At 74.3% G+C, this 23,733-nt stretch carries 15 protein-coding genes; 10 read left to right on the forward strand and 5 right to left on the reverse strand.

Annotation, left to right across the window (positions count from 1 at the left end):
* The first annotated feature begins 7 nt into the window (after positions 1 to 7).
* The 4 genes from mnmA (at position 8) to GA0070611_RS29030 (ending at position 4,111) form a co-directional block, all read left to right on the forward strand.
* Positions 8 to 1,081, forward strand: coding sequence for a tRNA 2-thiouridine(34) synthase MnmA (mnmA, locus tag GA0070611_RS29015; RefSeq protein WP_091671484.1), 1,074 nt, complete (start codon positions 8 to 10; stop codon positions 1,079 to 1,081).
* Between the two features lie 540 nt (positions 1,082 to 1,621).
* Positions 1,622 to 2,626 (forward strand): uroporphyrinogen decarboxylase/cobalamine-independent methonine synthase family protein, encoded by a 1,005-nt coding sequence (locus GA0070611_RS29020; RefSeq protein WP_091671485.1) that lies wholly within the window; start codon positions 1,622 to 1,624, stop codon positions 2,624 to 2,626.
* 36 nt (positions 2,627 to 2,662) lie between these two features.
* Positions 2,663 to 3,031 carry a VOC family protein gene (locus GA0070611_RS29025; RefSeq protein ID WP_197675818.1) on the forward strand — a complete coding sequence of 123 codons (369 nt, stop codon included), beginning with the start codon at positions 2,663 to 2,665 and terminating at the stop codon, positions 3,029 to 3,031.
* Positions 3,032 to 3,109: 78 nt separating this feature from the next.
* A complete protein-coding gene (locus GA0070611_RS29030; RefSeq protein WP_091671488.1) occupies positions 3,110 to 4,111 on the forward strand; it encodes an ADP-ribosylglycohydrolase family protein in 1,002 nt (333 codons plus the stop codon).
* Positions 4,112 to 4,157: 46 nt separating this feature from the next.
* Here GA0070611_RS29030 and GA0070611_RS29035 read toward each other — a convergent pair whose 3' ends face one another.
* The 3 genes from GA0070611_RS29035 to GA0070611_RS29045 form a co-directional block, all read right to left on the reverse strand.
* Positions 4,158 to 8,459, reverse strand: a complete 4,302-nt coding sequence (locus tag GA0070611_RS29035) for a fibronectin type III domain-containing protein (protein WP_091671490.1) — start codon at positions 8,457 to 8,459, stop codon at positions 4,158 to 4,160.
* A 131-nt stretch (positions 8,460 to 8,590) separates the two neighbouring features.
* Complete coding sequence (locus GA0070611_RS29040) at positions 8,591 to 8,929, reverse strand: hypothetical protein (protein ID WP_157740416.1); 339 nt, start codon at positions 8,927 to 8,929, stop codon at positions 8,591 to 8,593.
* 23 nt (positions 8,930 to 8,952) lie between these two features.
* Positions 8,953 to 9,504, reverse strand: coding sequence for a type II toxin-antitoxin system PemK/MazF family toxin (locus tag GA0070611_RS29045; RefSeq protein ID WP_091671493.1), 552 nt, complete (start codon positions 9,502 to 9,504; stop codon positions 8,953 to 8,955).
* A 222-nt stretch (positions 9,505 to 9,726) separates the two neighbouring features.
* Here GA0070611_RS29045 and ligA point away from each other — a divergent pair, with 222 nt between their 5' ends.
* From ligA to GA0070611_RS29075, 6 genes are all read left to right on the forward strand, one after another.
* A complete protein-coding gene (gene ligA / locus GA0070611_RS29050; protein ID WP_091673617.1) occupies positions 9,727 to 11,862 on the forward strand; it encodes an NAD-dependent DNA ligase LigA in 2,136 nt (711 codons plus the stop codon).
* A gap of 162 nt (positions 11,863 to 12,024) precedes the next feature.
* On the forward strand, positions 12,025 to 14,595 hold the full coding sequence (locus tag GA0070611_RS29055; protein ID WP_091671494.1) for a putative bifunctional diguanylate cyclase/phosphodiesterase: 2,571 nt from the start codon (positions 12,025 to 12,027) through the stop codon (positions 14,593 to 14,595).
* Between the two features lie 146 nt (positions 14,596 to 14,741).
* Positions 14,742 to 15,047 carry an Asp-tRNA(Asn)/Glu-tRNA(Gln) amidotransferase subunit GatC gene (gene gatC, locus GA0070611_RS29060; RefSeq protein ID WP_091671496.1) on the forward strand — a complete coding sequence of 102 codons (306 nt, stop codon included), beginning with the start codon at positions 14,742 to 14,744 and terminating at the stop codon, positions 15,045 to 15,047.
* Entirely contained in the window at positions 15,044 to 16,519 is a 1,476-nt protein-coding gene (gene gatA, locus GA0070611_RS29065; RefSeq protein WP_091671497.1) for an Asp-tRNA(Asn)/Glu-tRNA(Gln) amidotransferase subunit GatA, read from the forward strand. The genes gatC and gatA overlap by 4 nt, the downstream gene beginning before the upstream one ends.
* A gap of 11 nt (positions 16,520 to 16,530) precedes the next feature.
* The gene (gatB, locus tag GA0070611_RS29070; protein WP_091671499.1) at positions 16,531 to 18,030 is read left to right on the forward strand and encodes an Asp-tRNA(Asn)/Glu-tRNA(Gln) amidotransferase subunit GatB; all 1,500 of its coding nucleotides are present in this window, start codon (positions 16,531 to 16,533) and stop codon (positions 18,028 to 18,030) included.
* A gap of 121 nt (positions 18,031 to 18,151) precedes the next feature.
* Positions 18,152 to 20,509: a transketolase-like TK C-terminal-containing protein gene (locus GA0070611_RS29075; RefSeq protein WP_091671500.1), complete on the forward strand. Its 2,358-nt coding sequence runs from the start codon at positions 18,152 to 18,154 to the stop codon at positions 20,507 to 20,509.
* A 361-nt stretch (positions 20,510 to 20,870) separates the two neighbouring features.
* Here GA0070611_RS29075 and GA0070611_RS29080 read toward each other — a convergent pair whose 3' ends face one another.
* Positions 20,871 to 22,493 carry a metallophosphoesterase family protein gene (locus GA0070611_RS29080; protein WP_091671502.1) on the reverse strand — a complete coding sequence of 541 codons (1,623 nt, stop codon included), beginning with the start codon at positions 22,491 to 22,493 and terminating at the stop codon, positions 20,871 to 20,873.
* A 54-nt stretch (positions 22,494 to 22,547) separates the two neighbouring features.
* Positions 22,548 to 23,723, reverse strand: coding sequence for a PQQ-dependent sugar dehydrogenase (locus GA0070611_RS29085; RefSeq protein ID WP_091673620.1), 1,176 nt, complete (start codon positions 23,721 to 23,723; stop codon positions 22,548 to 22,550).
* Positions 23,724 to 23,733 lie beyond the last annotated feature (10 nt).

The raw sequence follows: 23,733 nt of genomic DNA on the forward strand, positions 1-23,733 counted from the left end.
TGGGCTGGTGAGGGTTCTGGCGGCGATGTCGGGCGGGGTGGACTCGGCCGTGGCGGCGGCGCGCGCGGTGGAGGCCGGGCACGACGTGACCGGGGTGCACCTGGCGCTGGCCCGCAACCCGCAGACGTACCGCACGGGCGCCCGGGGCTGCTGCACCCTGGAGGACTCGCGGGACGCCCGCCGGGCGGCCGACGTGATCGGCATCCCGTTCTACGTCTGGGACATGGCGGACCGGTTCCACTCCGACGTGGTGGACGACTTCGTCGCCGAGTACGCGGCCGGCCGTACCCCGAATCCGTGCCTGCGCTGCAACGAGAAGATCAAGTTCGCCGCGGTGCTGGACCGGGCCGTGGCCCTGGGCTTCGACGCGGTGGTCACCGGCCACCACGCCCGGCTCGGCGCGGACGGCCTGCTGCGGCGCAGCGTCGACCTGGCCAAGGACCAGTCGTACGTGCTGGCGGTGCTGACCCGCGCGCAGCTCGACCGCTCGGTCTTCCCGCTCGGCGACGCGACCAAGGCCGAGGTACGTGCGGAGGCCGCACGGCGTGGTCTCGCGGTGGCCGACAAGCCCGACTCGCACGACATCTGCTTCATCGCCGACGGCGACACCCGCGGCTTCCTCGCCCAGCGGCTCGGCGAGGCCCCCGGCGAGGTGGTCGACGCGCTGACCGGGACGGTGGTGGGCAGCCACAGCGGCGCGTACCAGTACACCGTCGGCCAGCGGCGCGGTCTGCACCTGGACCGGCCCGCCCCGGACGGCCGCCCCCGCTACGTGCTCTCCATCACGCCGAAGACCAACACGGTCACCGTCGGCCCGGCCGAGGCGCTGGAGGTGTCGTCGGTACGCGCGGTGCGCCCGGTCTGGACCGGGGGCGAGCCGCCGACCGGCCCGGTGGAGTGCGAGGTGCAGCTGCGGGCGCACGGTGACGTGGTCCCCGCCACGGTCACGCTGGACGCCGACGGGCTGCGCGCCGAGCTGCGCCGCCCGGTCCGGGGCGTCGCCGCAGGCCAGGCCATCGTGGCCTACCGCCCCGATCCGGCCGGTGACGTGGTTCTCGGCTCCGCCACCATCGACGCCTGACAGGTCGCCGGGCCGGCGGTTCGCGGGTCGCTCTCCCCGGACTGCCGTTCTCCGGGCTGCTGGTCTGCGGGCTGCCCTGGTCTGCGGGCTGCCCTGGTCTGCGGGCTGCCCTGGTCTGCGGGCTGCCCTGGTCTGCGGGCCGGGGGTCGCCGCCGCGCGCCGTGTCGTGCCGCCGGCGGACGGAGGTCTCCTCACACGCTACAAACTTGATGACGTGGATGACTCAGCCCGGTCGGCCCAACCTCACGGACCGGGCCGGGTGCGCGCCGGCCCCGTCCGGAGCGGGCTGGACGTGGTGGGTCGTGCCGGCCCCGTCCGGAGCGGGCCGGACGTGGCGGGTCGCGCCGGCGCTTGGCCGGATCGGGCTGGACGTGCCGGCCCCGCCACCCCCGAATCGTCCACGTCATCAAGTTTGTAGGGCCGGAGCACCCGTCCGTCCGCCCGCCGGGCCGACCGGCGCGGCCGGCGCGGACGAGCGGTGCGCGCCCCGCCGCGTGGGTCAGCGGGTCAGCGGCGGGAGCGGGCGGATAACCTTCGGCGGTGACTGATCAGCAGTGGCCCTGGCCGGCCGGGGCGGCGACCGGCATCGGTTCGCTGCCCGGCACCGACATCGCCGAGGCGCAGCGGGTCGTGCTCGGCGAACTGCCCGCCCTGCCGCACCTGCCGGAGCTGCCCGCCCGGGGCCCCGGCGCCGACCTGGTCGGCCGTACCGCCGGCCTCCTCGTCGAGCTGCCGGTCGAGCTGTACGCGGCCCGGTGGCGGATCGCCCCGCGTCCCGGCAAGGACCTGCGCCGGGCCCGGGACCTGATGGAACGCGACCTCGACCAGCTCGCCGAGCAGGCCGAGGAGTACGCCGGGCCGGTCAAGGTGCAGGCCGCCGGCCCGCTGACCCTGGCCGCCTCGCTGGAGCTGCCGATCGGTGGCCGGATGCTGCGCGACCCGGGTGCCGTCCGGGACCTCGCCGGCTCCCTCGGCGAGGGGCTGCGCGGGCACCTGGCGGCGGTGGCCCGCCGGCTGCCCCGGGCGTCGGTGCTGCTCCAGCTCGACGAGCCGTCGCTGCCCGCGGTGCTCGCCGGCCGGGTGCCCACCGAGAGCGGGCTCGGTACCCACCGGCCGGTGGAGCCGGAGGCGGCCCGAGGGCTGCTGCGCGGGGTGATCGAGGCGGCCGGCGTGCCGACCGTGCTGCACTGCTGCGCGCCCGACGTGCCGCTGGAGCTGATCCGGACCGCCGGAGCCGTCGGGGTCGCCCTCGACCTCGGCCTGGTCGACGACCTGGACCCGCTCGGCGAGGCACTCGACGCCGGGCTGGGCCTGCTGGCCGGGGCCGCGTCCGCGCTGCCGCCGTCGGCCGGTCGCGCGCCCACCTCCGCCCAGGTGGCCGACCGGGTACGCCGGCTCTGGGACCGGCTCGGCTTCCCCCGCCGCCGGCTCGCCGAGCAGGTGGTGGTCACCCCCGCCTGCGGGCTGGCCGGGGCCACTCCGGCGTACGCCCGGGCGGTCCTCACCGCCTGCCGCGACGCCGGCCGGCGGCTGTCCGAGGAGTGAGGTTTTCCGTCGTACCGGCGGGGCAGGATCACCGGCATGATTGGACAGCTGCGTTCCACGGTGATCGACTGCCCCGATCCGCGTGCGCTGGCCGGCTTCTACGCGGAGCTGCTCGGCCTGGAGTTGATCGAGGACAACTCCGACGGTGACGAGTGGGTGGTGCTGGGCGGCCCGCCGGGGCACCAGCCCCGGATCGCCTTCCAGCAGGCGCCCGACCTGCGCGCCCCGGCGTGGCCCGACCCGGAGCGCCCGCAGCAGTTCCACCTCGACGTGACGGTCGACGACATCGAGGCGGCCGAGCGGGCGGCACTGGCCCTGGGGGCCCGTCGGCTGCCCGGCGAGGGGGACGGCTTCCGGGTCTACGCCGACCCGGCCGGCCACCCGTTCTGCCTCTGCTGGGACTGACCGGCGGGCCGCCGGGCAGGTCGGACGAGGAACGGGCGCGGGCGGCGGGAGGTTGCGTCGGCCGGGCATGATCACGGCGTGACCGACTCCCCGCCGCGCCGCGCCTCGGGCTCGCTCTTCGGCCTCGCCTACGGCGACGCGCTGGGCAAGCCCACCGAGTTCCTCACCGTCGCCGAGATCGTCCGGCGCTACGGGCCGACCGGCCCCCGCGAGCTCGTCGGTGACCCGGCGCTGGTCACCGACGACACCCAGATGGCGCTGGCCGTGGCCGGCGCCCTGCGCGACGCCCCGACGTTCACCCCGGAGGCGGTGGAGCCGCTGCTGCGGCGGCGCTTCCTGGACTGGGCGGTCAGCCCCGACAACAACCGGGCTCCCGGCATGACCTGCCTGCGGGCCTGCGCCGAGCTGGACCGGGGGCTGCGCTGGCAGGAGGCCACCGTGGCCGGGTCCAAGGGGTGCGGGGCCAACATGCGGGTCACCCCGGTGGGGCTGCTCGACGTCGACCTCGACACCCTCGCCGGGCTGGCCCAGCTCCAGGCCGGCCTGACCCACGGGCACCCGACCGGCCTGGCCGCCAGCGAGCTGACCGCGTACGCGGTCCGGGTGTTGCGCGACGGTGCGCCGCTCGCCGACCTGCCCGCGCTGCTCGTGGCCCGGGCGAGAGCCCAGCGGACGGTCTACCGGGGCGACTGGCTCGGCGACCTCTGGCAGCGGCCGGGCGAGCGCACCCCGGCGGAGTTCATCGCCCGGGGCTGGGACGAGTGCCTCGCCGCGCTCGACCGGCTGAGCGCCGCGCTGGCCCGCCCCGACGACGGCGGCGACCCGTGCCTGCTCACCGGGGAGGGCTGGATCGCCGAGGAGGCGCTGGCCACCGCGCTGCTCTGCGCGCTGCGGCATCCCGACGACCCGGTCGGCGCGCTGGCCCGGGGGGCCACCACGGCCGGCGACTCGGACTCCATCGCGGCCCTCGCCGGCGCCTTCGTCGGCGCGGCCCACGGGATGGCCGCCTGGCCCGCCGACTGGGCCACCCGGATCGAGTACGCCGACCAGCTCGCCGCCTTCGGCGCCGCCACGGACTGAACCGGAGCGCGGGGTCGGACGGACGCGCCGCCCGACCCCGCGCCGGTCACATCACCGAGAGGTAGTTGTCCACGCTGGAGGCCAGGATCCGGCGCCGGGAGTAGGCGCTCGGGTACGTGTAGTTGTACTCCTCGATGATGATGTACGACCCGTCGATGCCGGACACCCAGGCGACGTGACCGTACTGACCGCCGTTCCACTGGGCGATCGCCCCGACGGCCGGGGTGTGCGAGACCATGCCGCCGTGCGCCGCGGCCGCCTCGTCCCAGTTGTTGGCGTTCCAGTAGTTCAGCGCCATGAAGCCCGGCGGGTCCTGGGCGATGTACTTGTAGACCCGGGACGCCACGAACGACGTGCACTGCTGGAGCACGAAACCGTACCGGTCGATCCACGGGAAGCCGGAGCCCCACGGATAGTCGTCGACCGTGCCGAAGGCGAACTTGCCGCCCGAGGCGTACCCCTGCTTGCCGTACCGGTCGGCGATGACCCGGTACTGGTAGCAGCCGGCGGCGTACCGGATGGTGGCGTACGTGCTGGTGATCATGAAGCCGACCGTGTGCCACGAGTCACCCCGGCAGGCCTTCGTCTCGACCGTGTAGCCGGTCGCCGTGCCCACCGCGTTCCACGACACCCGGACGTCCGAGGAGGTGGTCTGCGGCACCGCCCGGACGTCCTGCGGGATGCCCGGGGCGGTGATGGTGAGGGTCACGCTCGCCGTGTTCGACGCCGAGCTGTAGCCGGTCAGGTTCTGCGCCCGCAGCTGGAAGTCGTACGTCTTACCCGGGGTCAACAGGCTCATCGTGAAGGTGCAGCAGGTGCCGAGCGGGTAGAGCGCCTTGCTCCAGGTGGACTGCCCGGCGAGCCGGTAGTAGATCCAGTAGTAGACGCTGCCGGTGCTGCTGGCCTGCCAGGACAGCTTGGCGGCGGTGTCCCCGGAGGCGGTCGCGGTCAGGCTCGTCGGTGGCGCCGGCAGCGGCGGCATGGGCCGCGCGCTGGCCGTGTTGGTCGCCCCCGAGTCGCCGGACAGGTTGTTGGCCAGCACCCGGAACTCGTACGTGGTGCCGTTGGTGAGCAGGCTGACCGTGTAGGAGCAGCAGGTGCTCACCGGGTAGTCGAGGCGGTTCCAGGTGCCGCCGGAGGGGCGCATCTCGATCCAGTAGTAGACGTTGGCGCTGGGGCTGGCGGTCCAGCGCAGCGTCACCTTGCCGTCGCCCGCGCTGGCGGTCAGCCCGGACGGCGCCTGGGGCAGCGGCGGCATCGGCCGGGCACTGGCCACGTTGGACGCCGCCGAGTCGCCCGAGACGTTGTTCGCCCGGAGCCGGAACTCGTACGTGGTGCCGTTGGTGAGCAGGTCGACGGTGAACGAGCAGCAGGTGCTCACCGGGTACTGGAGGCGGCTCCAGGTGCCGCCGGAGGGGCGCATCTCGATCCAGTAGTAGACGTTGGCGGTGGCGCTGGCGGTCCAGCGCAGCGTCACCTTGCCGTCGCCGGCGCTCGCGGTCAGCCCGGACGGCGGCTTGGGCAGGCCGCCGACCGAGGTGGCCCGCACGGTGGCCGAGGCCGGCCCCTCGCCACCGGAGTTCTCGCCGGTCACCTTGAACTCGTAGACGTGCCCGTTGACCAGCGAACCCCAGCTCGCCGAGGTCTTGTCGGTGGGGTAGAACGACCGGGTGAACGCGGTCTGCCCGGCGGTCACGTCCCGCAGGTAGATCCAGTAGTAGATGCCCTGGGGGCCGTTCCAGTCCAGGTCGATGCTGCCGTCACCGGCGGCCTTCGCGGTCAACCCGGTCGGCGCGGCGGGCTTCTGGTAGAAGGCGGTGGCCCGGACCGCCGCCGAGGCGGGGCCGTCGCCGGTCTCGTTGTTCGCCGCGACCTTGAACTCGTAGACGTGGTTGTGGGTGAGCAGCCCGGCGGTGAAGGTGCAGCAGGTGGGCACCGGATACGCGAGCTTGGTGAAGGCCGTCTGCCCGGCGGTCACGTCGCGCTGGTAGACCCAGTAGTAGAGGTTGTCGCCCGGCTTGGTCCAGTTCAGCTTGATGCCCCCGTCGCTCAGCGCGGTGGCCGTCAGGCCGGTCACCTGGCCGGGCAGCGGGCGGCGCGGGGTGGCCTGCACCAGGTTGGTCGGTGTCGACTCGCCGCCCTGGGCGGTGGTGGTCACCTTGAACTCGTAGGTGTGCCCGTTGGCGAGGTAGCCGGCGGTCATCGTGCAGCAGCTGGTGATCGGCAGCGGCAGCTGGGTGAACTGGGTCTCGCCCGCGGTGACGTCGCGCTGGTACACCCAGTACCAGGCGTCCGGGGTGGCGCTGGCCCCCCAGGTGAGCTGGACCTGACCGTCGCCGGCCACCGCGGTCAGGGTGCCCGGTGGCGACGGCTTCGGATACGTCGAGGTGGCCCGGGCGGTGTTCGACGGCGTCGAGTCGCCGCCCAGGTTGCTCGCGGTGACGGTGAACTCGTACTCGTGCCCGTTCGTCAGGTAGCCGGCGGTCATCGTGCAGCAGGTGGTGATCGGCAGCGGCAGCTCGGTGAACGTGGTCTCGCCCGCGGTCACGTCCCGCTGCCCGACCAGGAAGTGCACCCCCGAGGCGGGACCCTGCCAGGCCAGGTCGATCTGCCCGTCGGTGCGGGCGGTGGCGGTCAGGTTGGTCGGCGCGGCCGGCACCGCGTACCGGACGGTGGCGCGCACCGGCGCCGAGCGGGGTGACTCGCCCCCGCCGTGGCTGGCGGTGACCACGAACTCGTACTCGTGGTCCTTGGTCAGCCAGTTGGCGGTGACCGTGGTGTCGGCCGGGTTGTCGTCGTTGACCGGCGCGAACTCGGTCTCCCCGGCGGTCACGTCGCGCCGCTGCACGTCGTAGCGCCAGGCGTACGGGACGGCGGACCAGGTGAGCCTCACCGAGCCGTCGGTGCCGGCGGTGGCGGCCAGGTTGGCCGGGGCGGGCGGCGGCGCGATGGTGACCACGACGCTGCGGGTCGGCGAGGGCTGCCCCACCCCGGTGGAGTTGCGGGCGAACACCCGGTACTCGTAGGTGTGGCCGGTCTTCGTGCCACCCAGGTCGGCGGTGGTGCCGGTCGGCTGGGCCACCCGGGCGAAGTGGGTCTGGCCGGCGGTGACGTCGCGCTGGTGCACCTCGTAGCTGACCCCGGTGCCGGTGACCGCTGGCCAGGAGAGGTGGACCGCGCCGGTCGGGTCGGTGGTGGCGGTCAGGTCGGCCGGGGCGGCGGGCAGCAGCGCCGGGTCGGGCACCGGCTGCGGCCAGGTGACGTCGACGAAGCGGGGCCGGTAGATCCGGGCGTCGGTGTACAGGTCGTCGGCGTTGAGGCTGTGCACGTTGTACGAGACCAGCAGCTTGCCGGGCTGGGCCAGCTCCGGGTGCAGCCGGGCGTCGTAGACGATGACCCCCTGCCGGGCGGCCGGTTCGCCGGCGGTGAACAGGTCGACCGGCCCGCTGAACGGGCCGGTCGGGGCGGCGGCGGTGTACGCGACCACCTGCGAGCCGAAGGTGACGTTGCCCTGCACGGTGACGATGACGTACTGGTCGCCGACGCGCTGCACGCCGAACGCGGTGCCGACGCCGGAGAGCGGCAGTCGCGCCGAGTCGGTGAGCGCGCCGGACCAGCCGGTCCCGGTCCAGAACTGCCAGGCGCCGGCGAGCCCGCCGGCGGGCACCCGGGCCAGGCGGGCGAAGCGCTGGTTGTCGGCGGCCACGTACTCGGAGCCGTAGACGTACGTCCACGGGCCGTCCTCCAGCACGGCGGCGCCCCAGGCGACGGTGTTCCCCAGCGGCAGCTCGGTCACGGCGGTGGGGGTCAGGCCGGGCAGCGCCAGGGTGGCCAGCGCGGTGCCGGTCAGCGCGACGTCGAGGCTGCCGGTGCCGGTCCGCTTGTAGCGGTTGACCAGCGCCCGGACCGATCCGCCCTCCACCGTCGCGTCGGCCACCCAGTACCACTCGCCGGCCACGCCGGACGGGATCAGCGACTGCGGGGCAGCGGTCGTGCCACCGTGGACGGTCGAGGTGAGCGCGGCGCCGTCCTGCACCACCGCCGAGTTGTTGATCATCGGGCTGGTCCGGGGCCGGCTGAAGTCGGCGTTGACGGTGCCCAGCATGGTGTCGGAGAAGAGCCAGGCGACCCGGCCGTCCGGCAGCGCCACGGAGGCGGTGCTGTCCGCCCCGCTCCAGCGTCCGCTGGTGTTGCCGTAGTCGTCGAAGAGCGTGGTCAGCGCGGCCCCGGTCATCCCGCCCGGTGGCAGCTCCGCCGCCCGGGCCGGCGCGGCCGGCACCACCAGCCCCGTCCAGCCGACGGCGGCCACCAGGCCCGCCGCCAGTCGGGCACGCCAGCGTCCCCTCATGGTCCATCCCCATTTCCCGGCGCGCGGGCGCCCCCGGCGAGCGCGTCGGCGCGCTCGTTGGGCGGGAAGTTATCAGCGCCCGCGACGGCGGGGATCATCCGGACGGATCGATCCGGCCCGCTGCCGACCGGTCAGCCCGGCGGGACCCGGACGAGGGCGTCGGCGGTCAGGTAACCCACCGCCAGGGCCACCGCGAGCCCGACCGGCCACGGCCACCAGCGTCCCGGGCGGCGCAGCCGCAGCCACCCGGCCGAGAGGCAGCCGGCCGCCGCCAGCCAGGCCAGCAGGAGCGCCGTCCAGAGTGCCGCGCCCCGGTCGACGGCGCGGTACTGCCCGGTCACCTCGGGGCTGAACCAGGCCAGCAGGTAGCCCAGGAGCAGCAGGAACGGGCCGCCGACCAGCGACGCCAGCACCGCGAGCAGCCGCCGGGCCCGCACGGCCACCCCGTCGCCGGGGGTACGAGTGGTCACCGCACCACTATGGCCCGGCGCCCTCAGGCCGCGAGGTGCGGGAGACGGCGTACCTGCCGCCACAGCTCCGGGTCGCAGTCGCCGGCCTTGTCGGCGAAGTCGGCGACCGGCACCGGGATCGGTTCGCTGACGTCCAGCCAGCTGTCGTGGTCGGCGTCGGCGTCCCAGCTCCGGGTGGGGATGCGCACGTGGTCGTCCCGGTCCGACTTGTCCTGGCTGGTGATCTTCAGGACCTCGGCCTCCCGCCCGTCGGCGCGCAGCACCAGGCAGGGGCGCACCTTCGAGCCGGTCCCGTCGGCGTACGGCACGTCGGCCCACCAGATCTCGCCGGGGCGGGGCCCGGTCGCCGGCCCGCTCCCGGCTCCCCGGGGCCGCGGCGGCGCACCCGGGCGGCCCCGGGAACCGCCGGTCGTCCCGGGTCGGCTGCCGCGTCCCGGCCGGGTGCCCGCGCCGCCCCGGGGCCGCTCGCCCTTCCCGGCCGGGCGGGTGCCGGCGCGCCGACGCCACTCGCTCCACAGCCAACCGGCCGCGATCGCGGCCACGATCAGCGCCGCCCAGAGCAGCCCGTCGGGCATCCGTACCCCCGCCTCTCGTCCGTCACCGGCGCGCACGCCGCTGCCGGCGGTCCACCGCCGTGCGGCGATCCTCGCACGGCGGGTCCGCCGCCGCCCGTCGGCGCGGCCCACGGTCGGCAGGCCTGGTCAGGCCGGGTGCCGGGACGGTTGTCGGTGCCGACCGATACGGTTCGGGGGTAGCACGATCACGGGAGGTCGACAGCGGTGGCCGAAGGCGGCAGCGTGTCCGAAGAAGCGGTTCCCCAGGCGGTCAGCCCGGCGCAGGAGGCGGCGGCGGGCGCCGAGCCGACCCCGGAGGCGCGGGAGCGGCACGCCACGCTGAGCCAGGAGCTCACCGACCACCAGTACCGCTACTACGTGCTCGACGCGCCGGTGATCTCCGACGCCGAGTTCGACGAGCAGCTGCGCGAGCTGGAGGCGCTGGAGGCGGAATATCCCGGGCTGCGCACCCCCGACTCGCCGACGCAGCGGGTCGGCGGCACCTTCTCCACCGACTTCACCCCGGTCGCGCACGCCGAGCGGATGCTCTCGCTCGACAACGCCTTCGCCGACGAGGAGCTGGCCGCCTGGGCGGAGCGCGTCGAGCGCGACGCCGGTGGCCCGGTGCCCTACCTGTGCGAGCTGAAGGTCGACGGCCTGGCCATCAACCTGACCTACGAGAAGGGCCGCCTGGTGCGGGCCGCCACCCGGGGCGACGGGCGCACCGGTGAGGACGTCACCGCCAATGTGCGCAGCATCGCCGACGTGCCGGCCCGGCTCACCCCGTCCGACGACTTCCCCGACGTGCCCGAGCTGCTCGAGGTGCGCGGCGAGATCTACTTCCCGGTCGCCGCCTTCGCCGACCTCAACGCCGGCCTGGTCGAGCAGGGCAAGGCGCCGTTCGCCAACCCGCGCAACGCCGCCGCCGGCAGTCTGCGGCAGAAGGATCCCCGGGTCACCGCGTCCCGCCCGCTGCGCCTGGTGGTGCACGGCATCGGCGCCCGCAAGGGCTTCCGGCCGACCGCCCAGTCCGAGTCGTACGCGGCGCTCAAGGCGTGGGGGCTGCCCACCAGCGACCGGGTCCGGGTGGTGCCCGACCTGGCCGGGGTCGCCGACTACATCGCCTACTACGGCAAGCACCGGCACGACGTCGAGCACGAGATCGACGGCGTGGTGGTCAAGGTCGACCCGGTGTCGATCCAGGGTCGGCTCGGCTCCACCAGCCGCGCGCCGCGCTGGGCGATCGCCTTCAAGTACCCGCCGGAGGAGGTGACCACCAAGCTGCTCGACATCGACGTCAACGTCGGGCGCACCGGCCGGGTCACCCCGTTCGCGGTCCTCGAACCGGTCCGGGTGGCCGGCTCCACGGTCGCCCTGGCCACCCTGCACAACGCCCGCGAGGTGGAGCGCAAGGGGGTGCTGATCGGCGACACGGTGGTGCTGCGCAAGGCCGGCGACGTCATCCCCGAGGTGCTCGGCCCGGTGGTCGACCTGCGCCCGGCCGACGCCCGCCCGTTCGTGATGCCGACCACCTGCCCGTCCTGCGGCACCCCGCTCGCCCCGGCCAAGGAGAGCGACGTCGACATCCGCTGCCCGAACGCGCGCGGCTGCCCGGGGCAGATCCGGGAGCGGGTCTACCACCTGGCCAGCCGCAAGGTGTTCGACATCGAGGCGCTCGGCGAGAAGGGCGCGGCGGCGCTGCTGGACGGCGAGATCATCGGCAACGAGGGCGACCTGTTCCAGCTCGACGCCGAGCAGCTCGCCCGGTCGCCGTTCTTCGTCAACAAGGACGGCACGCTCGGCAGCAACGCGGCCAAGCTGCTCGACAACCTGGCCGTGGCCAAGGAGCGGGAGCTGTGGCGGGTGCTGGTGGCGCTCTCCATCCGGCACGTCGGCCCGACCGCGGCGCAGGCCCTGGCCCGGCACTTCCGGTCGGTCGACGCGGTCGAGGCGGCCACCGAGGAGGAGCTGTCCTCGGTCGACGGGGTGGGGCCGACCATCGCCGCCAGCGTCAAGGAGTGGTTCGCCGTCGACTGGCACCGCGAGGTGGTGCGCAAGTGGGCCGAGGCGGGCGTCCGGATGGCCGAGGAGGCCGCCGAGGAGGGGCCGCGCCCGCTGGAGGGGGTGACCGTGGTGGTCACCGGCACGCTGGCCGGCTTCAGCCGCGACCAGGCGGCCGAGGCGATCCAGGGGCTCGGCGGCAAGGTCAGCGGTTCGGTCTCCAAGAAGACCGCCTTCGTGGTGGTAGGCGACAATCCGGGCTCCAAGGCCGACAAGGCGGCCACGCTGAAGGTGCCGGTGCTGGACGAGGACGGCTTCCGGGTGCTGCTGGAGTCGGGCCCCGACGCGGCCCGGCAGGTGGCCCGCGTCGAGGAGTGAGCGCGGCCAATGTGAATCTTGGCGGGACCTGGCCGCGTATACCAACTTAATTACGACTACGACCGATTCGTGACTGTCGTGTCGGGGAAATCGACGCCGGGGGCGTTTCATTGGCGTACGGCGTGTGAAGGGCGCACGCCACGGCCGTCCCCGGGAGGTGCGATGGAGACCGCGGACCCGCGCAACTCCGTCCCGCCCGGGCGGGGAGCGCCGTTCTTCGGCTTCGTCGCGGCGGTCGGCGTGCTGGCCCTGCTCGTCTCGGTCGGCCCGCTGCTGCGGCTGCCCGACCGGCTGCCCGGGTTGCCGGCGGCCTTCTGGACCATGGCCGCCCTCGCCGTCGCCTGCGACGCCCGCCCGTTCGTGCCGCCCGGCCGGCGGGCGTCCTCGGCGGTCTTCCCGTCGACCTGCTTCACCTTCGCCATCCTGCTCGGCTGGGGGCTCGGTCCGGCGGTCGCCGTGCAGGCCGTGGCGGTGGCCGTCTCCGGCTGGCGGATGCGGCACGCCCCCTGGCGCACCGCGTTCAACGGCGCCCAGTACGCCTGCGCGCTGGCCGCCGCGTACGCGGTCACCCGGCTCGGCCCCGGCGACCTGTACGCCGGCGGCCGGCTGCACTGGACCGACGTGGTGGTCGTCGGGGCCGCCACCGCGGCCTGGTTCGCGGTCAACTACGCGCTGGTCAGCTCGGCGATCCGGCTGCGCTTCGGGGACCGCTGGTGGCCCAGCGTCCGGCTCGGTCTGGCCTACGAGCTGCTCTCCACCGGGTCGCTGCTGCTGCTCGCCCCGGTGCTGGTGGCCGCCGCGCGGGCCAGTGCCGCGCTGATCCCGCTGGTGCTGGTGCCGCTCTTCGCCGTCTACCGGATGGCCCGGCTCTCCGCCGAGCGGGAGCAGTTGGCCGCCCTCGACCCGCTCACCGGCCTGCCCAACCGCAAGGCCCTGCTGACCGAGGTGGCCGAGCAGGTGCACCTGCACGCCGAGCGGGGCGCCCGGGGCGAGCCCGACGCGCACCTGGCCCTGCTCCTGCTCGACCTGGACCGGTTCAAGCACGTCAACGACGCCCTCGGGCACGCGGTCGGGGACCGGCTGCTGGTGGAGGTGAGCGCCCGGCTGGCCGAGGTGGTGGGCGAGCGGGACCTGCTGGCCCGCCTCGGCGGTGACGAGTTCGCCGTCGTCGTACCCGGGCTGACCGGCGGCGAGCAGGCCCGCGAGCTGGCCGACCGGGTGGTGGCCGCGCTCGCCGAGCCGGTCCCGCTGGACGGGCTGCCGCTGGACGTCGGCGGCTCGATCGGCATCGCGGTCTTCCCGGAGCACGGCGAGGACTTCGCCACCCTGATGCGCCACGCCGACGTGGCCATGTACGACGCGAAGCAGCGCAACGACACCGTGGCCGTGTACGCGGCCGAGTCCGACCACAACTCGGCCGAGCGGCTCGGCCTCCTGGCCGACCTGCGCCGGGTGCTGGAGGTCAGCCCGTCCGCCCCGGCCACCCCGGTGGCTCCGGCTCTGCCGGCGCGCGGCGGGGACGGCGCGGACCTGGCGCCCGAGGGTGACGGCGTCGTGCTGCCGGCCGGCGGGGAGCGCCTCGCCCGGCCCGGCGGGGACGGTCCGGCGGCCGGGGCCGCCCTCCCGCCCGCCACGGTGCCGGCCGCCGTCGCCCATCCCGGCGGGGCGCACGGTGTCACCCGCAACGGCGCACGCGGCGAGTCGGTCCGCCCGGGCGGGGGTGCGCCGCGCTGGCGGCTCAACCGGCGGCGGCAGCGGGCCGAGGTCGGCTCCGACGACGAGCTGATCAACCGGATCGTCACCGGCGCCGACCCGATCCGGCGGCGGGCGGCCCGCCCGGCGGCCCCGGAGCCCTCGTCGGTGCCGGAGCTGCCGGCGGTCGCGCCCGACCCGCTCCCACAGCCCCGGCCGGCCCGGCCGACGCCGGCCCGCGGCGACGACCCGGCCGGTGACCCGGGCGAGATCACCATGTACTACCAGCCGCAGATCGCCATCGCGACCGGCGAGGTGGTCGGGGTGGAGGCGCTGCTGCGCTGGCGGCACCCGCGCCGGGGCATGGTCGACCCCGGGGAGCTGATCCAGGTCGCCGAGCAGAGCGCGGTGATGCGGCTGCTCACCCGTCGGGTGGTCGACGACGTGGTGGCCCAGGTGGCGGCGTGGTCGGCGGCCGGCATCACGCTGCGGGCCGCGCTCAACGTGAGCGTCCGCGACCTGCACACCGGGGAGATCGCCGACCAGATCGCCGACCGGCTGGCCCGCTACGGCGTCCGGCCGGAACAGCTCCAGGTGGAGATCACCGAGGGGGCCCTGATGGCCGACCCGCGGCGGGTGCTGGCCAGCATCACCCAGCTGCACCGGATCGGCGTGGGCATCGCGCTGGACGACTTCGGCACCGGCTACTCGTCGCTGCAGCACCTGCGCCGGCTGCCGCTGTCCGAGGTGAAGGTCGACCGCTCCTTCGTCCTCGGCATGGCCGACGACCCGGACGACGCGGCGATCGTCCGGTCGATGATCGAGCTGGCCGGGGCGCTCGGCCTGCGGGTGGTGGCCGAGGGCGTCGAGGACGAGCGCACCTGGCGGCTGCTGCACGCGGCCGGCTGCGACGTCGCCCAGGGCTGGTTCCACGCCCGGCCGATGCCCGCCGCCGACCTGGCCACCTGGCTGTCCCGGTACCGGCCGGTACGCCCCACGGTGACCACCGACACCGACGGGCCGCGCCGCCCCGGCCGCTGACCGCCCGGGCCGGCGGCGGGTGGGTCGGAGGCGTCGGCGCGAGCGCAGGACAATAGACTCGCTCCGGTCACCGCGCGTCATCGGCACGCCCGACGCGCGGCCGGCACACCGCAGACGTCTCAGGACAGCCACGAAGGGGGCACCCGATGGCCGCCATCTCCCGCGAGGAGGTCGCGCACCTCGCGCGACTGTCGCGGCTCGCCGTCACCGAGGAGGAGTTGGACACCTTCGCCGGTCAGCTGGACGTGATCCTCCAGTCGGTCGCCCAGGTCGGCGAGGTCGCCGCGGCGGACATCCCGCCGACGTCCCACTCGGTGCCGCTGACCAACGTCCTCCGCGAGGACGTGGTGGTCCCCGGGCTCAGCCCGCAGGAGGCGCTGTCGGGTGCGCCCGACGCCGAGGAGCAGCGGTTCCGCGTTCCGCGGATCCTGGACGAGGATGTGGCTTCATGACCGACCTGATCAAGCTCACCGCGACGGAGATCGCCGGCCTGGTGGCCTCCGGTGAGACCTCCGCCGTGGAGGTCACCCGGGCGCACCTGGACCGGATCGACGCGGTCGACGAGCGGGTCCACGCGTTCCTGCACGTGGACACCGAGGGTGCTCTGGCCGCCGCCCGGAGCGTGGACGAGCGGCGGGCCGCCGGTGAGGCGCTGGGCCCGCTGGCCGGCGTGCCGGTCGCGGTCAAGGACGTGCTCACCACCAAGGGCGTGCCGACCACCGTCGGGTCGAAGATCCTTCAGGGCTGGCGCCCGCCGTACGACTCGACGATCGTCGAGCGGCTGCGCGCCGCCGGCACGGTGATGCTCGGCAAGACCAACATGGACGAGTTCGCGATGGGCTCCTCCACCGAGTACTCCGCGTACGGGGCCACCCGCAACCCGTGGGACCTGGACCGGATCCCCGGCGGCTCCGGCGGCGGCAGCGCGGCGGCCCTGGCCGCGTACGAGGCCCCGTTGTCGATCGGCTCGGACACCGGCGGCTCGATCCGCCAGCCCGGCGCGGTCACCGGCACCGTCGGCGCGAAGCCCACCTACGGCGGCACCTCCCGGTACGGCCTGGTGGCGTTCTCCTCGTCGCTGGACACCCCCGGCCCGTGCGCGCGTACCGTGCTCGACGCCGCGCTGCTGCACCAGGTGATCGGCGGGCACGACCCGCGCGACTCCACCTCGATCCCGGCCCCGGTGCCGGACGTGGTCGGCGCGGCGCGCCTCGGCGCGACCGGCGACCTGACCGGGGTGAAGCTCGGTGTGGTCACCGAGTTCACCGGCGAGGGCGCCGAGCCGGGCGTGATGGCCGCGTTCCGCGACTCGGTCGAGGCGCTGGCCAAGCTGGGCGCCGAGATCGTGGAGATCTCCTGCCCGCACTTCACCTACGCGCTGCCGGCCTACTACCTGATCGCGCCGAGCGAGTGCTCCTCCAACCTGGCCCGCTTCGACGGCGTCCGGTTCGGCCTGCGGGTCGGCGACGACGGCAACCGGTCGCTGGAGGAGGTAATGTCGCTGACCCGCGAGGCCGGCTTCGGCCCCGAGGTGAAGCGGCGCATCATGATCGGCACGTACGCGCTCTCCTCGGGCTACTACGACGCCTACTACGGTCAGGCGCAGAAGGTCCGCACCCTGATCACCCGGGACTTCACCGCCGCCTTCGAGCAGGTCGACGCGCTGATCTCGCCGACCACCCCGTCGGTGGCCTTCCCGCTCGGGGCGCGCACCGCCGACCCGTACCAGATGTACCTGGCCGACCTCTTCACCATCCCGACGAACCTGTACGGCGGGCCGGCCATCTCGGTCCCGTGCGGCCTCTCCGAGGGGCTGCCGGTCGGCTTCCAGATCATGGCCCCGACCATGGCCGACGACCGGATGTACCGGGTCGCCGCCGCGCTGGAGTCCACCGTCGGCACGTTCACCCCACCGGCACTGTGAGGCAGGAGCAGATGACCACGACACTGCCCGCGTACGACGAGGTCGTCGCGCGCTACGAACCGGTGATCGGCCTGGAGACCCACGTCGAGCTGGGCACGAACACCAAGATGTGGTGCGGCTGCCCGACCGACTTCGGCGGCGAGCCGAACACCCGGGTCTGCCCGGTCTGCCTGGGCCTGCCCGGCTCGCTGCCGGTGGCCAACAAGGCGGCGATCGAGGCGACGATCCGGATCGGTCTCGCGCTGAACTGCTCGATCGCCGAGTGGTGCCGGTTCGCCCGGAAGAACTACTTCTACCCGGACATGCCGAAGAACTTCCAGATCAGCCAGTACGACGAGCCGCTCTGCTTCGACGGCTACCTGGACGTCGAGGTCAACGGCGAGCTGGTCCGGATCGGCATCGAGCGGGTGCACCTGGAGGAGGACACCGGCAAGACGCTGCACGTCGGTGGGGCCACCGGGCGCATCCACGGGGCCACCGAGTCGCTGGTCGACTACAACCGGGCCGGCATCCCGCTGGTCGAGATCGTCACCAAGCCGGTCCCCGGCATCGGCGCGCTCGCGCCGGAGGTGGCCCGGGCGTACGTCGCCGAGCTGCGGGACGTGATCCGCTCGCTGGGCGTCTCCGACGTCCGGATGGAGGAGGGCTCGCTGCGCTGCGACGTCAACACCTCGCTCAACCTGCCGGGCGAGGAGTGGGGCACCCGCACCGAGACCAAGAACGTCAACTCGCTGCGCTCGGTCGAGCGGGCGGTCCGCTCGGAGATGCTGCGCCAGGCGTCGGTGCTCGACGCCGGCGGGCGGATCACCCAGGAGACCCGGCACTTCCACGAGGACACCGGCGACACCACGCCGGGCCGGTCCAAGGAGACCGCCACCGACTACCGGTACTTCCCGGAGCCGGACCTGGTCCCGCTCGCGCCGGACACCGGCTGGGTGGCCGAGCTGAAGGCGGCCCTGCCGGAGCTGCCGCGGCTGCGCCGCAAGCGGATCCAGCAGGACTGGGGCCTGTCCGACCTGGACATGCAGTCGGTGGTCAACGCCGGCGCGGTCGAGCTGATCGAGGCCACCGTCGCCGCCGGGGCCACCCCGGCCGCGGCCCGCAAGTGGTGGCTGGGCGAGCTGTCCCGGCGGGCCAACGAGTCCGGCGTGGAGCTGGCCGACGTCGGGGCCACCCCGGCGCAGGTCGCCGAGCTGCAGGGTCTGGTCGACGCAGGCTCGCTCAACGACAAGCTGGCCCGTACCGTGCTGGAGGGCGTGGTGGCCGGCGAGGGCTCGCCGACCGAGATCATGACCAACCGCAACCTGGAGGTCGTCTCGGACACCGGCGCGCTGACCGCCGCCGTGGACGAGGCCATCGCCGCCAACCCGGACGTGGCCGACAAGATCCGCAGCGGCAAGGTCGCGGCGGCCGGCGCGCTGGTCGGCGCGGTCATGAAGACCACCCGCGGCCAGGCGGACGCCAAGACCGTCCGCGAGCTGATCCTGGAGCGCCTCGGCGCCCAGGGCTGAACCTCACCCGAAGGGCCGCCGTCGTGACCCGGCGGCGGCCTTTCGACCTTCCCGGAGTGCGCGCGCGACCCGCGCCACCCCCTCGCGAGGGCGTCACCGGCGACGCCCGGATGGAGTCACCGTGAACCAGCACGACCTCGACGTCCTCGACGAGATCCAGCGGCGCGTGCTCTGGCTCGCCACCCGGATCGTGGACGCGGCCAACCACGACCGGAACACCGGCGACGGGGTGAAGGTCGGCGGCCACCAGGCCTCCAGCGCCTCCCTGGTCACCGCGATGACCGCGCTCTGGTTCGCCCACCTGGACGCCGAGGACCGGGTCGCGGTCAAGCCGCACGCCTCGCCGGTGTTCCACGCCATCCAGTACCTGCTCGGCCGGCTGGACCGGTCGTACCTGCCGAAGCTGCGCGCCCGGGGCGGTCTCCAGTCGTACCCGTCGCGCACCAAGGACCCCGACGAGGTGGACTTCTCCACCGGCTCGGTGGGTCTCGGCGCGGCCGCGCCGCTCTTCGCCGCGGTCACCCGCCGCTACGTCGACGCGCACTTCGGCGAGCGCCCGCACTCCCGGTTCGTGGCGCTGATCGGCGACGCCGAGCTGGACGAGGGGAACATCTGGGAGGCGGTCGCCGACCCGGCCACCACCGGGCTGGGCAACGTGATGTGGCTGGTCGACTTCAACCGGCAGTCGCTGGACCGGGTCGTGCCGGGCATCCGGATCAACCAGTGGCGCGGCCAGTTCGAGGCCGCCGGCTGGCACGTGGTGGAGGTCAAGTACGGCCGCAAGCTCGCCGAGGCGTACGCCCGGCCGGGCGGCGCGGCGCTGCGCGACTGGATCGACCTGATGCCGAACGAGCAGTACCAGTCGCTCTTCGGCCTGGCCGGCCCGGCGCTGCGCAAGCAGTTCCTGGACGGCGCGCCGGCCGGCATCGCGGAGTTCATCGCCGACATCGCCGACGACGAGCTGGGCCCGCTCGTCACCGACCTGGGCGGGCACGACCTGGCGGCGATGCTCGACGCGTACGCCCAGTGCGACGCGGTCACCGACCGGCCCAGTGTGATCTTCGCGTACACGGTGAAGGGGTGGGGGCTGCCGATCGCCGGCAACCCGCGCAACCACTCGGCGCTGCTCAGCACCGAACAGGTCGACGCGTTCCGGGCCGAGCTGGGCCTCACCGCCGAGACCGAGTGGGACCGGCTCGACCCGGCGTCGGAGGCCGGCATCCGGGCCGGCGCGCGCCGGGAGGCGCTGGCCCGCGCGCCGCGCGAGCGGGCGCTGGGGGTCACCGTCCCGGAGACCACGAAGGTACGCGCCAACAAGCCGGTCTCCACCCAGGAGGTCTTCGGTCGGGTGCTGGTCGACCTGGCCCGCGACCCGCAGGTGGCGCCCTACCTGGTGACCACCGCGCCGGACGTGGCCACCTCCACCAACCTGGCCGGGTTCATCAACAAGACCGGGGTGTTCGCCCCCACCGAGCAGCGCTCCTGGACCGAGGACCGGATGCTGCGCTGGACGGAGAGCCCGGCGGGCCAGCACATCGAGCTGGGCATCTCCGAGATGAACCTGTTCCTGCTGCTCGGTCAGCTCGGCCTGTCCTGGGACCTGTCCGGGCAGCCGCTGCTGCCGGTCGGCACGGTCTACGACCCGTTCGTGCTGCGTGGCCTGGACGCGTTCCTCTACGGCACCTACTCCGGCTCCCGGTTCGTGGTGGCCGGCACCCCGTCGGGCATCACCCTCGCCCCGGAGGGCGGCGCCCACCAGTCCACCATCACCGCCTCCGTCGGGCTGGAGCTGCCCGGCGTCACCTTCCTCGAACCGGCGTACGCCGGCAGCCTGGACTGGCTGCTCTGCGACGCGCTCGGGCAGATCGCGCAGGGCGCGACGCCGGCTGCCACGGCCGCGCCGGCCGAGGACGGGGCGTACTACTTCCGGCTCAGCACCCGCCCGATCGACCAGGCGCCGTTCGAGGCGGCCCGGGCCCGGATCGGCGACGCGGTGCTGCGCCGGCAGGTGGTGGCGGGCGCGTACCGGCTGGTCGACGCGCACCAGGCGTACCCGCACCTGGCGGACGCCCCGGTGGTGCAGCTCGCCGCCTCCGGCGCGGTCCTGCCGGAGGTGCTCGCGGCCGCCGCGGAGCTGGCGGAGGAGGGCGTCGCCGCGCACGTGGTCGACGTGACCAGCCTGGACCGGCTCTACCGGGCCTGGCAGCGGACCCTGCGCCAGGGCGTGCGGACCGCGACCGTGCCGAGCGTGCCCGGCGCGCTCCGGTCGGCGTTCGCCGACCGGGTGCCGATGGTGACCGTGCACGACGCGGCCTCGCACGCGATGGCCTGGCTCGGTTCGGCGCTCGGCGCGCCGGCGGTGCCGCTCGGGGTGGACGAGTTCGGCCAGTCCGGCAGCGTCCAGGAGCTGTACGAGCTGCACGACCTGCTGCCCGGCAGCATCGTCAACGCCGCCCTGGCCGCCCTCTCGCTGCGCTGACCCGACACCCGTGATCGCCCGGCGCCCGGCCGGACGACCACATAGGGTGACCAATGGTTGAGGCAACGCTGAGTAGCCGCATCCGCTCCCCGACGCTGACCCCCGTCCCGCCTTTGCTCTGCTTCAACCCACGCAACACCTCGCTGAGCTGCGGATTCTTTGAGGGCTGAGGACGTGCCATCCGCGCGACGGTGACGTTGCGTGTGTGTTGCGTATGGTTAAGCAGAGCAAAGCCGGCGGGGGTCGGTCCGCGTCAACGTCGAAGATGGCTCTGAGTGACCCTCGTGCACCGGTCCGGTCCGTGCGAGTGCCGGCCGTGCGAGTGCCGGCCGGGTGGGCATCAGGTCGACCGGCTCGGCCGTCAGCCGGTGGTGGTGGGGCTGGGGGAGGTCGGGGCCGGGGACTCCGGGCCGCCGCGGGTCGGGGTCGGGGTGACCGGCACCTGGTCGCCCTTCGCCGGGTCGCGGACCACGTGCCGTTCCAGGTTGACCTGGGACTGCCCGGTGCCGCCCACGGTGATGTCGTCGTACGCCTGGAGCAGCTTCTGCTGGTCGAAGTAGAGCACCGTCATGGTCAGCGGGGTGGGCTTCTCACCCTCCAGGCCCCGCAGCCCGGCCCCACCGGTGGAACCCTCCACCATCAGCGTGGTCGGCTGCTTGCCGGGCACCTGGGGCAGCTTCGACACCTGTCGGGAGTGGGTGTGCCCGGCGAGGACCAGCGGGCAGCTGCCGGAGAGCGGGCCGGCCGAGGCCGGGTCGTGCACCAGCGCCACGTTCACCTTCGCCGGCGAGTTCTGCACCGTGGCGGCGAGCTGCTCGCCGGTCCCGATGACCTGGTCGGCGACCTGCCTGGTCAGCCCGCTGCCGGCCGGTGAGGTCTCCTTGTCCGGGGTGAACCGGGGGTCGCCGATGCCGGCGATGGTCAGCCCGGAGACGGTGACCGTCGAGTTGTTCAGCACGATCGCGTTCGGCTGCTGGGCCACCGCCGCGGCGGTACGCGGCGAGTCGTGGTTGCCGCGGATGTAGACGTACGGCTTCTTGAGCAGGCCGATCGAGCCGACGAAGGAGGCCTCCGGCTCGCTGCCCCAGTCGGTGATGTCCCCGGTGTCGATCACCACGTCGATGCCGAACTGCTCCACCACCGTCCGGATCAGCTGCCAGCCGGTCGGGTTCAGGTGCATGTCGGAGACGTGCAGCACCCGGGTGGTGCCGGGGGCCGGCTGGTACACCGGCAGCGACGACACCGTGGTGTAGAGCTTGCTGACGTTGCCGACCAGCCGCTGGAGCTGCTCGGCGTACCGGGTGTAGTCGTTGGCGATCCGGCGCGCGTCACCGACGATCGCGGGCGCGTTGACCAGCAGCCCTTCGTACCGCGGCTCCTCGATTGCCTGCGGGCGGATGGTGGCGGCGGCCAGCCCCAGGCTGCCGGCGGTCACCGCCAGCGCCAGGCCACCGGCCCACGCGGTGCGGCGGACGTCGCGGAAGACCAGCCCGGCCAGGAGCAGGGTGGCCAGCACCGCGGCGGCGAGGGTCTTCAGGCCGAGCCGCATCACCCCGGCGCGTACGTCGTCGACGGCCGACTGGCTGGCCCGGCTGATGCTCGCCGGGTCGTCGATCAGCGCCTCGGTGCGCCGCTGGTCCAGCGCGCCCAGCTCCACCGTCAGGTACGCCGGCCCGTCGTGGCTGTCCAGCAGCAGCGCGCCGAGCGGCGGGATGTCGACCGTGGTGCCGCCGGTCAGCGAGGGACTGAGACTGAGCTGGGCGCGGAACGGTCCGATGTCGGTGTCGACGTGCCCGCCCGCGTACGTGCCGGCGACGACTCCGGTCAGGGTGACCACGAGCAGCAGCAGCACCGCGCCGAGCCGGCGCAGCCGGTCCCGGGACCGCTCGCCCCGCCCCGGCCACGAGATCCGGCGGCGGGTCGACCCGGTGTCCGGGGCCGCGTCCGCCCCGGTGTCGCGCTGCTCGTTCTCCTGGCCGTCCATGATGAGATTCTGTCCTGCCCGAAGAGGGATCTTGGCAAACCCGGGGGAAGCCGGTCAGCTCCGGCCGGCTCCGCCGTCCGCGAAGACCAGGCGCAGGATCCGGTCGTCCTCGGGCGCGGGACGGCCCCGCCCGTCCCGGTTGGAGGTGCTCACCCAGACCGAGCCGTCGGGGGCGACCGCCGCCGCCCGCAGCCGCCCGTACTTGCCGGTCAGCAGTTCCCGGGGCTGGCCGAAGGGGGTGCCGTCGGCGGTCAGCTCGACCAGCCAGAGCCGCTGTCCGCGCAGGCAGGCCGTGATCAGCAGGCGCTCCACCGCGGCCAGCCCCGAGCAGGAGGCGTCGGTGGTCTTCCACTGCACGATCGGATCGACGTACCGCTTGTCGTCGGCCCGTCCCTCGACCTGCGGCCAGCCGTAGTTGCCGCCCTTGTCGATCTTGTTGATCTCGTCCCAGGTGTTCTGGCCGAACTCGACGGCGTACATCCGGCGCTGCTGCGTCCAGGCGAAACCCTGTACGTTGCGGTGCCCGAGGGACCAGACCGGCGAGCCTGCGGTGGGGTTGCCGGGGGCCGGTTTCCCGTCCCGGGTGAGCCGGAGGATCTTGCCGCCGAGGCTCTTCGGGTCCTGCGCGGCGGCCGGCTTCCCGGCGTCCCCGGTGCTGGCGTAGAGGAAGCCGTCGGGGCCGAACCCGAGCCCGCCGCCGTCGTGGTTGCCGGCCTTCGGGATGCCGGTGAGGATCGGGGTGGGCGCGGCACCCGGTTGCAGCCGGGCGATCCGGTTGTCCTGCTCGGTGGTGTAGTAGACGAAGACCGTCCGGTCCTTCGCGTACGCGGGGGAGACCGCGATCCCGAGCAGCCCGGCCTCGCCGCCGGCCGCCACGTCCGCGATGGTCTGCACCACGGCGACCTTCATGCCCTCCGGCCCGGACTCCGGGCCGACCTGGAGGATCCGGCCGCTGTCCCGTTCCGTCACCAGCGCGCCGCCGTCGGGCAGGAACGCGATCGCCCACGGCACCGTCAACCCCTTGGCCAGCACCGTCGCGACCACCTGCTGGCCCGGGCCGCCGGCGCTCGCCGACGCCGACGGGGTGGGCAGGTTGGGCGGCTCGCCCGCCGGGTCGGGATCCGGCTCACCGAAGGCGCAGCCGGTGGTGCCGAGCAGCAGCGCTGCGCAGGACGCCGCCAGCGCCGTCCGGAGACGGCCGCTGCGGAGGTACGGGGGACGGGCGCTCACCCGCCCCACC

The organism is Micromonospora auratinigra, assembly GCF_900089595.1.
In the GTDB taxonomy this organism is placed as follows: Bacteria; Actinomycetota; Actinomycetes; order Mycobacteriales; family Micromonosporaceae; genus Micromonospora; species Micromonospora auratinigra.

Coding starts and splice junctions, on each gene's coding strand:
- GA0070611_RS29025 (WP_197675818.1), top strand. CDS start 2,663: ATGATTGGACAGCTGCGTTCCACGGTGATCGACTGCCCCGATCCGCGT.
- GA0070611_RS29035 (WP_091671490.1), bottom strand. CDS start 8,459: ATGAGGGGACGCTGGCGTGCCCGACTGGCGGCGGGCCTGGTGGCCGCC.
- GA0070611_RS29045 (WP_091671493.1), bottom strand. CDS start 9,504: ATGCCCGACGGGCTGCTCTGGGCGGCGCTGATCGTGGCCGCGATCGCG.
- GA0070611_RS29055 (WP_091671494.1), top strand. CDS start 12,025: ATGGAGACCGCGGACCCGCGCAACTCCGTCCCGCCCGGGCGGGGAGCG.
- gatC (WP_091671496.1), top strand. CDS start 14,742: ATGGCCGCCATCTCCCGCGAGGAGGTCGCGCACCTCGCGCGACTGTCG.
- gatA (WP_091671497.1), top strand. CDS start 15,044: ATGACCGACCTGATCAAGCTCACCGCGACGGAGATCGCCGGCCTGGTG.
- gatB (WP_091671499.1), top strand. CDS start 16,531: ATGACCACGACACTGCCCGCGTACGACGAGGTCGTCGCGCGCTACGAA.
- GA0070611_RS29080 (WP_091671502.1), bottom strand. CDS start 22,493: ATGGACGGCCAGGAGAACGAGCAGCGCGACACCGGGGCGGACGCGGCC.